We start from the raw sequence: 12,150 nt of genomic DNA, 5'->3' as shown, positions 1-12,150 counted from the left end.
CAAAATAACTTAACGTTATAAAATAGCGTTTATAAATTAGGGTTAGTTAATCATTGCTGATTAATTTTGGCTTTAAATTTAGCGCGAGTTTCTTGATTGGCTTTACTGTACCAATAATCGAGCATTTCAGTGATTTCTGCCTGATCTTGAGCAATTGTCTTAGGTGTAATCGCTGTCGGAGTTAATGCTGGCGCAGCCGCGACAGTGGCAGGTGCTGCTGTGGTCGTTGACGCAGGAGTTATCGTTGCTGTCGAGGTTATTGTTGGTGCAGCAGTTAACGCTGGCTTAGTCGCGAGATTGGCGTTATCGACACTTAGCGGCGTAAAGCTCATGGCGGCAGGTTTATTGCTAAGGTTGTACTGGCTGAGCTCAAGCTCAAAATCGCGGCCTAATTGCAGCCCATCTTTTAGGAGTAAATCTTGTATAAACTCCACAGGTAGACCTTGGCTATTGCTAAGGGTTAATTGGGGCGATTTATTAAAGCTATTGGCGGCATTTCGATTGCGTATGCTTGGCAGTTTAAGGCGATAGGTATCATTACTGGCGCTAAACTTTACGATCACCGCTTCAGATTTAAATTGCGTTTGCATGCCGCTATCACGGTAATTAACCTGATAGCGAAATAGCAGCTGATTGTCACCTTCAACCAAAGTCACTTCATCAGTATCCAATTGTTGGCCATTCAATAGCAATACATCAACACTACTAGGAATATCTAATACGCTAGCGGCAAAGCTTGCAGGGCTGGTGATGACGACGAGGAGTCCGATGATAAGTGGATGTAATTTCATGGTGTTCTCATTATGGCTAGAAGTGGGTATGGTCACTATTGGCATTGAATGATGCTGAGCGAGCAGTGACTATTTGTTCAAAACAATGCTTAATCGTTCCATTAAGTTATAGCAAAGCTCGCCTGAGTTACAACTTAGGCATAACTAACTTTTAGGAATTTGATAATCAAAAAACTTGCGATGTTCAGGGCCTGCTAAGTTGGTGTTCACTTTATTAGGGTGCTTATATTCGCCCCAGCTTGCCACATGGGTGCCAACATTAAGCTGTGGAAACTCAGCAGTGGGGCTGTCATGTATACCAATGAAGTTGAGTAAAGTTTGCAGGCTATTGTTATCGCTAAGTTTTATCGATAGAAAGTCATCTCGATGCTTAAAGTAATGGTAAACAGCTTGTTGATGCGCAAGGTAGCAAGCTTTTAAACGCGCTTCATCTAGCAGATTATCAGCGTCTAACGGGCCAAAAGTTTGTTTGAAACAGCGCTTAAGGATCGGATGGAAGGTGCCGGTTTTATCGGCAAGGTTTGGCCTCATTTTTGTGAGCAGCATTTGTATTGACGCAACCCAAGTGTCGATAGGTCGGTCGATGTAGACAAATTTGGCATCGGGAAATAACTGATCTAACTGTGGGTAATCACAAAAACAGGGCACATCTGAAACCACATCGGCCACTTCAAAAGCGCGTTTGGTTAAACCGATATGGGCGACTTTTAATCCCTGTTCAAGTAAGGCAGCACTCACGCTGGTGGTGCCAGTTCTGGGCAAACCAATGATAAACACTTTGGACATGATTGCTCTCGATTAATACTCAAGAAACAATGATGTTAGGCTTGGGTATGGTGAGTTAAATGTGCGCCGAAAACGCAATAAACTAAGGTGGCTCCTTAGGTGCGGTACAAAATTTTTATCACATGCCAACCGAACTTGGTTTTAACTAAATGGGGGGTAATAAGCTCACCAGTAAAACAGACTCTATCGAATTGTGGTACCATTTGACCTTTTTTAAATTCACCTAAGTTACCGCCACTTTTTCCTGAAGGGCACGATGAATGTTTTCTTGCTAGCACATCAAATTTAGCGCCATTATCAAGTTGCTTGATTAAGTCTTCTGCTTGGGTTTTGTGTTTAACTAATATGTGCAGTGCTGCAGCGGTTCTGGCCATGGGGACTCTCCAATCAATAATGGCCAGATTATACCTTGTTTAATGGCAAAATTTGAATCGAATTTAATCGCCCGAGTTTGACTCTGATTTTTAGTTGAATTGATGGTATAACAGCTAGCTTAGTCCCTTTAAAACAGATGAGTGATACATGCCTCAACGACTCAGCAGCCCGTTAGTGGATCAGCCATTAGCCCGTAAGCAAGTGCAATTGTTTTACGTTTACGACCCTATGTGCAGTTGGTGCTGGGGATATCGCCCCACTTGGCTGGCATTAGCTGAGCAAATCAAGCTGCAGTTGCCTCAGGTGCAACTGACATACCTGTTAGGCGGCTTAGCCCCAGACTCCGATGTGCCAATGCCACTAGAAATGCAGCAATTTTTAGCTAACACCTGGCAAAAAATAGCGACGCAGCTAGGAACCCAATTTAATTTTGATTTTTGGCGTCAATGCAAGCCAAGGCGTTCGACTTATCCCGCCTGTCGGGCTTGCCTTGTGGCAAGGCACTATGGTTTAGAGCAGCAAATGCTGTTTGCCATTCAACAAGGCTATTATTTGCAGGCGCAAAACCCCTCAGATGACAGCACACTCATTGCATTCGCAAGCCAACTGGGTATTGATGAAGCAGACTTTAGGGCGAAATTAACCTCCAGTGCCACGCAGCAGCAATTACTGTCTGAGCTTAATGTTGCTCAGTCTTTACCTAATGAGGGTTTTCCGTCACTGGTATTGGCGATTGATCAGCAAAGCTATTGTGTTCCATTGGATTATAAAGACGTTAATGTCAGTCTAAAAGCGATTAACAAGCTGTTAGCTGAGTAACTATCAGTTATTTTTGGTTAATGACAGGCACAAAAAAACCAGTTGCAAGGCAACTGGTTTTTATTGCTCTTTATAGAGCGCTTACACTTGATTAACTAGTTTGACCAAATCTGGATTATGGACAATCTACATCAAGACTAAGTTAGTTATTCTACTGTGTGACAATCAGCACAATCAGTAATAGTTAGATCTGATGTGTGTAAATCAGTATCTAATTCGTGATGGTCAGTAAAACCATGACAATCATCACAAGTTGCGATGGTTGCTTCCATTTCTGTATGCTCTTCAACATTAATAGTATTGTGACAATCAACACAATCAACAGCAAAAGCAGAACCTGCAAACATAAGTGCAGCAATCATAGATAAATATTTCATAGTAACTCCATCATCAGTTAAGGGGCTTAATCGCCCATGCTAAGAACCTAAGTTGGCCTTAACAAACTGCGCATACTCAATGAACCAATATCTTAATGAAAATAAATCCGTTACTTTAAAACTAAGAACACTGAAAATTGGATAGCACATTTTTTAAATTAGTCTTTGTAATACAGCCTAAACTGCCTTACTCGAAGACTATCTTATCGATTTATGTTAATTGAAACTTAAAATTGCCCTTAAAGCTACAGTTTTGCATTTTCTAGCTTAGTTAATTCTCAAGGTTGTGATCTGCTTAATAAAATTCTAGAAAATTAAAATGTGTTAACCCTATCCGAGTTCAGAATTAACAGGGGGAAATTTTTGGAGAAAGCGGCTTAATCATTTAGGCGCGACAGATCTTAATCCATTTATCTGGTAGTGGATTAAGTAATGGCTGGAGCTGCGAAACATCATGATAAAGCCAGTTGTTAATCTCGGTAGACGGAATAAACAATGGCATGCGGTGGTGATACTGAGCGCATTTATCATTAGGGTTAATGGTAAGTGTAACCAGTTGATTTTCTTCAGGGTACAGTATGCCAGCCATAAACAATGGCTTATTAGCTGCGTGACTGAAGCGATACTTTTGTTTTTTAGTCTGGCGTTCATCGCGCCACTCAAACCAAGCACTACAAGGGATGATACAGCGCTGCTGTTTAAAGGCATTGGCAAAGGTTGCTTTGTCGGCCGCGGTTTCTCCTTGGGCATTAATAATGATTTTTTTAGACCAATTAGGTTTTATCCCCCAAAGGCTATTTATGACAGTTAAAGGCGGAATATTTGCCGAGTGACTTATTGTTGCAATTGCAGTGCTACTAGGGTCTGCGGCATTTATTGATGGGGTTGTTTCAGGGCAAGTACGAGTGATGCAGGTAACAGTATCTGTTGGGCGTAAATCAAGGTTTGTTTGTATCGACAGTGGCATATCAAACAAGTCATCAAGTGTTTGCTTCATGCCATCAAATAGCATTTCAATTCTGCCACACATCATTTCGGCCCCTTTTTATTTCCATTCACTTAAAGTAGCATTTTTTCCCATGAGTTTGACTAATGATTTGTGTCGAGTAGCTTTGAAAATTTGCTTAAATAGCATTCTCGACTTTAAAAATTCAAACGAGCGTATAAATTTTTTAAAAACTTTTTGCTTCAGCGCACACGTGTAAGTTTATGAAATGCTGGTATTATTTTTTAAATGTTACTTTGTTGTTGTAATTATTGGGTTTATTTTTAATTAGAATGTTTGATCTAATTTAATTTTTGTGACGTAATGCACACTATTAGTCTGGTCTGATGAGTGTAAAACTATGAGCTTAAGAACAACATTTAAAAAAGTATTGCCAAGTATTTCGACGACAGAACAAGAAGCGTTAGATGCCGGAGATGTTTGGTTAGAAGGGTCTATTTATCAGGGCATTCCTGATTTTGCCGCCTTACGTGACATTCCTGGGGCAACGCTGTCAGCTGATGAGCAAGCTTTCCTCGATGGCCCGGTGCAAACATTAATCGAAATGGTTGATGATTTTGAGATTCAAAATGGTAAACACTTACCAGACAATATTCTTACTTACTTAAAAGAGAACAAATTCTTCTCTTTAATTATTCCTAAGTCTTACGGTGGACTTGAGTTTAGCCCTTATGCTAACTCAACTATCGTAGCGACCATTGCTGCTAAAAGTTCTGCGGTTGCTGTTACGGTCATGGTGCCTAACTCTTTAGGTCCTGGCGAGTTATTAATGCACTACGGTTTAGATAGCCAACGTGACTTTTGGTTGCCTCGTTTAGCTAACGGCCAAGAAATTCCATGTTTTGCGTTAACAAGCCCTGAAGCGGGTTCTGATGCTGGTGGTATTCCTGATATTGGTACCGTCACCATGGGTGAGTACCAAGGCGAGCAAGTACTGGGTTTATCAGTAACTTGGGATAAGCGTTATATCACCTTAGCGCCAATCGCTACGGTACTCGGTTTAGCGTTTAAAGTTGAAGATCCACAAGGTTTATTAGGTGGCAAAGAACAGCTTGGTATTACTTGTGCGCTTATTCCTAAGGCGCACCCTGGTGTGCAATTAGGTAACCGTCATGATCCTATGGGCTGTCGTTTTTATAACGGTACTACCCGTGGTGAGAATGTGTTTATTCCAATGGACTTTATTATTGGTGGTCAAAGCAACATAGGTCGCGGCTGGCAAATGCTGGTTAGCTGTTTAGGTGCTGGCCGTGGTATTTCGCTGCCGGCTTTAGGTGTTTCAGTTAGCCAATGTTCATTTAAGTCTTCTGCTGAATATGCCGCTGTGCGTGAACAGTTTGGTTTATCAATTGGTAAGTTTGAAGGTATTCAAGAAAAGCTTGCAGATATTGCCGGTAAAACTTACTTGCAAGAGGCGATGCGAGTGCTAACCACTGAAGGATTAGGTTTAGGCTTAAAACCTTCTGTAGTAACAGCTATTGCTAAGTATCACATGACAGAGCTTGGACGTGATGTTCTTGATTCTGCTATGGATATTCAAGCTGGTAAAGCGATTCAACGTGGACCACAAAATACCTTAGCATCAGGTTATGTGGCGCAACCTATTGCAATTACCGTTGAAGGTGCCAACATTCTAACCCGTAACTTGATGATTTTTGGTCAAGGGGTGATGCGTTGTCATCCTCACTTACAAAGTATGGTTGAATCAATTCATAGTGATGCAAGTGATGCTGATAAAACCTTTAACCGTATTTTCAGACAAACCGTAGGTTACAGTGTTGGTAATAGTTTACGAGCATTCAAATTAGGCGTATTGCCATTTACTGCTCCTGCTTCATCTGCATTGCCTGAAGTTATTGGTTACGAAAAATCAGTACACAAGCTTGCATCTAAACTGGCTGTTTATGCTGACTTCTCGTTGCTTGTATTAGGCGGCAAGCTTAAACAGGCTGAAATGATCTCAGCACGTCTAGGTGATGTAATGAGTTACCTTTATGCGGCGATGGCATCGATTCGTTTTTACGAGCAAAAAGTGTCAGCAGATGAGCGCACGCAAGCTAAGCCATACTTTGATTACGCGACTCGTTGGGCGCTATGTAAAGCTGAAGAAGCACTACTAGGCTTCCTAGAGAACTTCCCATCTAAGCCGACTCGCCAGTTCATGCGTTTAATCACCATGACTTACTCAGCTAAAATGCCAAAAGTGAATGATGATTTGGTCAGAGAGCTTGCCCATCAAGCCCAGCTTGATACTGAGTTTAAAAAGCAGTTAACTCATTTAATTAAGCCTGTTGCTGGTGATGGTAACTACATTAATGAGCAAGCTTACTTAGCTAAAATGGCATGTTTACCTATGCTAGCTAAAGTGAAAAAGGCCCTTAAACAGCGTGTATTTAAAGCTGGGGTTCGTTTCTCGTTAACACTGGATGCCGCGCTTGAAGCTAAGGTTATTACAGCCGATGAGCATAAGCAGCTGCAAGATTACAACTTAAAGCGTGAACGTGCGATTCGAGTTGATGAGTTTGATTTTGATATGAACATAATTACCGATAAAGCGGATTTAAAAATCGCTAACTAATATCGCTAAAATCAGCCTTGTTTAGGATGTTAAAAGCCGCTTTTAAGCGGCTTTTTTGCGTTTAGGGCTTATGTTGGCAAGATTAATGTTTGATTAATTGTCGATTAAATTGTAACCGGCTCACAATTTTGTATTAAAGCTGTATTTTAAGCGCGTCTTAATCATCAAAGTTTGATCTTAGTTCGTTTTTTGCTCAGCGCTAGGGCGTATAAATTAATGATGGTCACTAACTTTGTGGAGGAATAATGACTCGTGCTTATAACAGCAAATTGGCGTTAATACTCAAGGTGACTTTTATTTGCTTGCTGCCCAGTGTTGGTCATGGTGCTGAGGCCATTGTGGGCGGCGTTGTGGGTTATGCCGATTATAGCGCTTCTTCTGTGGGGCTTTCTGATACTCAAGAAAGTGGCATTAATTATCAATATAGAACAGCGATAACGTTAAACCCAAGTAACCGTTTATACGGTGCTTATTCCTATAATTCTGATGATATGACTCAGCATGAAGGACTATTAGTCTCCTATGACCGACTGTTTTCGGTTGATGATGTACATGATATAAAATGGTTTATTGGTGCTTCTGCAGGGTTTAGCGGTAATGAAATTCAATTAACCGATTTAGATCGAAGTTATTAAGACTCTGGCAGCAGCTATGTTTATGGCGGACAAGTGGTTTTTCTATTTGATTTGGGACATGATTTTACATCTGAGATAGGTTTTCGTTATTTAAGGCATAATGTCACTTCTTCGATGGAATATAACAGTGCTGCGTTATCAGTTAATGATGCTGAGCAAATTTACTTCGGCATTGATTTTACCTTTTAATCGCTTGTAATAAAAAAGCCATATCAAAATGAATTGATACGGCTTTAAAACTAAGCGGGTTAACTTTTTTAGCCCACTTTTAATTTAGTCATCAATTAACTTGCTTTGATAAACTTGCCTTCAGAATCTTTAAAACTACCAACGGCTATGATAATAAAGTCGATTAGTGTCCAAATACCAAAACCACCTAAAGTTAATAGCATTAGGATACCAGTACCAATTTTACCTGCATAAAAACGGTGCGCACCGAACATACCTAGGAAAAAACATAATAGTAGCGTTGGTACGAATCCTTTGTCGCTTACTTGGACATCTGCAGTTGCTGTTTGTACTTCTGACATAAATAAATCCCTTAATTATAATTTTTGTCCTGGATAGGTAATCAACTTACCTTTCCCGTCCCTATAGCTTCCAACTAGAAGCATAAAAGTGACCACTATAGTGTGAATAACATCGATAACGATGAGACCTAAACCAAGTAGCGCGAGGGTGACGTCTTCAAACTGCATGAGTGTTAGCCCTACAATGGCTAAAGATAAATCAAATACACCATGGCTAATACGGCCGCAGTAAAAATGATGAATTCCTAGCACTCCGAAAATACCGGAGAGGATAACTGCTACAGCGTAGTTTTTTTCTGATTTGACAGAATCAGTCACTTTCAACCTCCTTGATGAAAATCTTAAAGCTTTTATATAGCAAAGGCTTACCTTTATCAATCTAAAGTTGTTAACAAATAAGTCAAATTGTGTCACAAATCTAGGTTTAATAAGAAATTTGAATAACGATAGGTTAAATCAATGAGAGCTTATTTCCGAGCTGCAGGCTATACATGAATGGTTTTTTCGATAATGTTAATGCTAATGTGAAAAAGTTGTAAATTATGATTAAGTTAGGCATGTTAACCTTCGGGTAAAATTAAAAATATAAGAAGGGTTATATGTCATATCTAGCAATAGCAGCAACTAGACGAATTCAATATTATTTGAGTCATAAAAAATCGTTTAACCTAGCGATTATAGTCGGTTTATGTAGCGTAATACCTTCAATACAATCAGCCGATTTTAAAGTCATCCACGCTGGCGAATTACTTTCCATTGCAGGTGAAAAAACCACTAAACAACAATCAATATTGATTAAAGATGGTCAAATCAGCGCCATCAACAGTGGCTATATTGAGCTTCCATCCAGCCAAATAACTGAAGCAGATACCCTTGAATATATTGACCTCAAAGACAGCTTTGTCATGGCGGGTTTAATGGATATGCACGTGCATTTACAAGGGGAGTTAGGGCCCAATAATGACAGCGAAGCATTACGCATGTCAGATGCCGATGTGGCAATGAAAAGTGCTTATTTTGCAAATAAAACACTGTTAGCTGGTTTTACCACAGTAAGAGATTTAGGCGCCAAGCCTGAGCAGATTTATGCGCTTCGTGATGCGGTTAACAAAGGCTGGTTGGCAGGCCCTCGAATTATTGCCTCAGGCGGCGTCTCTGTCACTGGTGGTCATGGTGATGTGGATGGGAAAAGCCCTGACTTACTGGATATGCTAACCTCTAAAACCATTTGTGATGGTCCCTTTGATTGCCGCCGTGCCACGCGCCGAGCGATAAAATATGGCGCGGATGTGATTAAGATTACCTCTACAGGTGGCGTGTTGTCAGATACCAATACTGGCACAGGCCAGCAGATGGCCAATGACGAGTTAAAAGAAGTCATTGATGCAGCGCATGCATTAGGGCGTAAAGTCGCCAGCCATGCCCATGCGGCTGAAGGGATTAATGCGGCTCTGAGAGCAGGTGTTGATAGCATTGAACATGGCAGTTACGCCAATAAAGAATCGATTAAGCTATTTAAAAAGTCAGGGGCTTACTTAGTGCCAACCCTGTTAGCGGGTGACACTGTGGTTCAAATGGCTAAAAGTGATGGCAACTTTATGTCTGAAGCAATTAAAGCCAAAGCGATTAGGGTCGGTCATGATATGCAAAACAACTTTGGTAATGCCTATAAAGCGGGGGTTAAGATTGCTTTTGGTACAGATAGCGGCGTATCACGCCACGGCGATAACGCGAAAGAGGCTGTGCTGATGAGTCAGGCGGGGATGAGCAATCAAGATATCTTAGTCAGTGCGACCATTAACGCTGCTGACCTTATTGATATGAGCGATACTCTAGGCACGCTAGCACAAGGTAAGCATGCTGACATTATTGCAATGAAAGCGAGCCCCCTTGAAAGTATTGATGCCTTACTTGATATTCATTTTGTCATGAAATCAGGTAAAGTACATAAGCAATAACCTTGGCTAATCATTATCACCAAGGCTCCCGAAGGAGCCTTTTTAATGGATGGTTAATTTAGTCAACCCAATGCAGTACATCACGAATAATCGACCATCGCGGCACTGGTGTGGTTGCGCCTTTTCCTAGCATCCAATAATCATAAAATTGTTGCTGGTGGCCATCGACTCGGCGCAGTTTTTGCCAGTTATTAATGTAGTTTAATAGTGACTGATTAGTTTGTGCGACAGCATAAGCCACAGGATAGCGATTTTTACCTTCTAAAATGGCAATGCCGTAGCCTGGGAAGAATAATGTCCAAGCTGAACCTGCTTCAGCGCTGATCACCACCGCATCGTATTTGGGCGCTTTTTGCCTAAAGAAATCTTTATAACCGTCAATTTTAACAAAATTAATATGAGGCAGTTTTTTCTTGGCATCGGCAATTTTATCATCATGTTCAACATAGGCGATGGTGGTATTTTCCATTTCGAGAATGGACTCATCAGTTTTGAAGCTATTAACCCGATGATCTTGAGTGGCAATGGCGATGTTAAGCTCTAGCACTGGTTCGCCATAACTAAGCCTGTCCATTTGTTTGATATCCATTGACAGCCCCGACATGGCGACATCAAAATAGCCAGCCTGTAATGACGCTGCGAGCTTATCTTTTTTGAACGGGATAAACTCTACCTCGACTTTCAAGTCCTCCGCCAACTTAGTGGCCATTGCAATATCAAAGCCCACTAACTGGCCGGCATTATTGTAGTAACTAAAAGGCACATTACTGGGAATGTAACCGACTCTTAGTAAGCCACGTTGGCGAATGGAATGGACGCTGGCGATTGCTTGAGTGGGCGTTTTACCGATTTCAGGGTATTGGCGAGTCACTTTCGTGGGCACTTTGTCAGCCACTTTCATGTTGGCGATCACCTCACTGGTGATATCAGGGCTATGTATAAATAATCCCATACCTATGCGGCAAACAACAATGGTGACCGCGGTACTGGCTAAAAGCCCAACCGACATTTTAATTAATTGCGGCGGACGAATTTTCAGTGTCCCTTGGAATAAGCACACGGTTAATAGGGTGAGGGCGAATAGGTTCATTACTGCGGCAATAGAGTTGAACTTGCCTGTGATAAAGCCTGACATGACAAATAGTTGGAATAAGTCTGAAGGTAGTTGCACTAAGTCCAACATAAAAGGAATGGCGACATACACACTACCAAATAAAGATAATAAGCCACTAACAGACAATGATGGCATAGCGCTGATATCAACAGGGGTGCCATTAAACCAGCCAGCAAAGTAGACAAACAAGATAACGGTTAATTTACCGATATTGGGGAAGGTAAATGCAATAGGCACCAAAATCTCAATCAGGGTGACGCCATCTTCAGTTAAGTTATTATGCTCACGCATAATTTGCTTACACTCAGCAATAATTACCGGAATAACAATAAAGATATTACCTGTGGCAAAGGCGGTAACTAAACTGGCTTTACTTATGTTAACCGTCTGCCTATAAGTGATTGGCGTTAATGACGAAACTATCCAAGGTAGCACTGCAAATGTGAGCAATAAGCACAAAGCAAAGTAACTAATAAGGTAAACCTGCATACTGGCAAATTCATCAACTCCCATAGTGCCAGCTGCCGATGCTGACATGGCAAAAATACCAATAGGCAACACTTTAACCAAGCCTTGGGTGATCCGAGAAAAGGCTTCTGTGATGGTATGCATGAAGGTTAACACCAGCTTTTTATTGTCGCCCTCCATACTAATTAACGCGAGACCCAAGGCAATACTGAATACCACCATGGCAGGAACATAGCCTTCCGCCATCGACTCAAACGGGTTTGAAGGAATATAGAGCTTAAAATAATTAATCGGCTGGGCAGGTTCGATAATACTGGTGCTGAAAAACGATGCTGATTCAATAAACGGAAAAGACAATGGCATTAACGCAGTGAGAACTAAACCGACTAACCACAGCAATAACATAATGGCGCCAGCGCGGCTAAAAATTAATATGGCCGTGCTTTTTTGCAGTTTGCCTATACCGCCAATAAGCGATACCACTATGTAAGGCAATACGGTCATTTGCATTAATAAAATAACGCCATTACCGATAGCGCTAAGCCAGCCTACGGACTCGCCAAAGAATATCCCCACAGCAAAGCCGACAAACATAGCCACTAGCATTTGGGTTGAACTGGTCATCGCAAGTAATTTTTTAAACACAGTTATGTTCCATTTATTATCTGGGCTTGAGGGTAAACTCACATTAACCGTTAGCAGGCTAATGTTTT

At 41.2% G+C, this 12,150-nt stretch carries 13 protein-coding genes; 5 read left to right on the top strand and 8 right to left on the bottom strand.

Features of this window, described 5'->3' with window-relative positions; translation table 11 throughout:
- Positions 1-50: 50 nt before the first annotated feature.
- The 3 genes from Q4591_RS01515 to Q4591_RS01505 all read right to left on the bottom strand — a co-directional run bounded on the left by Q4591_RS01515 (position 51) and on the right by Q4591_RS01505 (position 1,951).
- Entirely contained in the window at positions 51-791 is a 741-nt protein-coding gene (locus tag Q4591_RS01515) for a DUF2057 domain-containing protein (protein ID WP_303458979.1), read from the bottom strand.
- A gap of 144 nt (positions 792-935) precedes the next feature.
- On the bottom strand, positions 936-1,577 hold the full coding sequence (locus tag Q4591_RS01510) for a sulfotransferase family protein (protein WP_102439029.1): 642 nt from the start codon (positions 1,575-1,577) through the stop codon (positions 936-938).
- A gap of 95 nt (positions 1,578-1,672) precedes the next feature.
- On the bottom strand, positions 1,673-1,951 hold the full coding sequence (locus Q4591_RS01505; protein ID WP_102439027.1) for a peptidylprolyl isomerase: 279 nt from the start codon (positions 1,949-1,951) through the stop codon (positions 1,673-1,675).
- 148 nt (positions 1,952-2,099) lie between these two features.
- Between Q4591_RS01505 and Q4591_RS01500 the strand changes: the two genes are divergently transcribed.
- A complete protein-coding gene (locus Q4591_RS01500) occupies positions 2,100-2,771 on the top strand; it encodes a DsbA family protein (protein WP_102477075.1) in 672 nt (223 codons plus the stop codon).
- A 146-nt stretch (positions 2,772-2,917) separates the two neighbouring features.
- On the opposite strand, the gene Q4591_RS01495 is transcribed toward Q4591_RS01500, so the two are convergent.
- Entirely contained in the window at positions 2,918-3,148 is a 231-nt protein-coding gene (locus Q4591_RS01495; RefSeq protein WP_303458974.1) for a hypothetical protein, read from the bottom strand.
- Between the two features lie 385 nt (positions 3,149-3,533).
- Positions 3,534-4,181, bottom strand: coding sequence for an SOS response-associated peptidase family protein (locus Q4591_RS01490; protein WP_102439021.1), 648 nt, complete (start codon positions 4,179-4,181; stop codon positions 3,534-3,536).
- Positions 4,182-4,494: 313 nt separating this feature from the next.
- On the opposite strand from Q4591_RS01490, the gene Q4591_RS01485 reads away from it, so the two are divergent.
- The 3 genes from Q4591_RS01485 to Q4591_RS01475 all read left to right on the top strand — a co-directional run bounded on the left by Q4591_RS01485 (position 4,495) and on the right by Q4591_RS01475 (position 7,556).
- Positions 4,495-6,732 carry an acyl-CoA dehydrogenase gene (locus Q4591_RS01485; RefSeq protein WP_303458973.1) on the top strand — a complete coding sequence of 746 codons (2,238 nt, stop codon included), beginning with the start codon at positions 4,495-4,497 and terminating at the stop codon, positions 6,730-6,732.
- Between the two features lie 245 nt (positions 6,733-6,977).
- Positions 6,978-7,367, top strand: a complete 390-nt coding sequence (locus Q4591_RS01480; protein ID WP_303458971.1) for a hypothetical protein — start codon at positions 6,978-6,980, stop codon at positions 7,365-7,367.
- A gap of 33 nt (positions 7,368-7,400) precedes the next feature.
- The gene (locus Q4591_RS01475) at positions 7,401-7,556 is read left to right on the top strand and encodes a hypothetical protein (RefSeq protein WP_303458969.1); all 156 of its coding nucleotides are present in this window, start codon (positions 7,401-7,403) and stop codon (positions 7,554-7,556) included.
- A 95-nt stretch (positions 7,557-7,651) separates the two neighbouring features.
- On the opposite strand, the gene Q4591_RS01470 is transcribed toward Q4591_RS01475, so the two are convergent.
- Complete coding sequence (locus Q4591_RS01470) at positions 7,652-7,897, bottom strand: TM2 domain-containing protein (protein WP_102477078.1); 246 nt, start codon at positions 7,895-7,897, stop codon at positions 7,652-7,654.
- A gap of 15 nt (positions 7,898-7,912) precedes the next feature.
- A complete protein-coding gene (locus tag Q4591_RS01465; RefSeq protein WP_157936144.1) occupies positions 7,913-8,215 on the bottom strand; it encodes an NINE protein in 303 nt (100 codons plus the stop codon).
- Positions 8,216-8,496: 281 nt separating this feature from the next.
- Here Q4591_RS01465 and Q4591_RS01460 point away from each other — a divergent pair, with 281 nt between their 5' ends.
- On the top strand, positions 8,497-9,855 hold the full coding sequence (locus Q4591_RS01460; RefSeq protein ID WP_102532064.1) for an amidohydrolase family protein: 1,359 nt from the start codon (positions 8,497-8,499) through the stop codon (positions 9,853-9,855).
- Positions 9,856-9,913: 58 nt separating this feature from the next.
- Here the strand turns inward: Q4591_RS01460 and Q4591_RS01455 are convergent, their stop codons facing one another.
- Complete coding sequence (locus Q4591_RS01455; RefSeq protein ID WP_102439013.1) at positions 9,914-12,082, bottom strand: cation:dicarboxylase symporter family transporter; 2,169 nt, start codon at positions 12,080-12,082, stop codon at positions 9,914-9,916.
- Positions 12,083-12,150 lie beyond the last annotated feature (68 nt).

Source organism: Shewanella sp. 3_MG-2023 (assembly GCF_030548765.1).
In the GTDB taxonomy this organism is placed as follows: Bacteria; Pseudomonadota; Gammaproteobacteria; order Enterobacterales; family Shewanellaceae; genus Shewanella.
The sequence above is the reverse complement of the archived record's forward strand: the minus strand, read 5'-3'. Positions and strand labels throughout refer to the sequence as shown.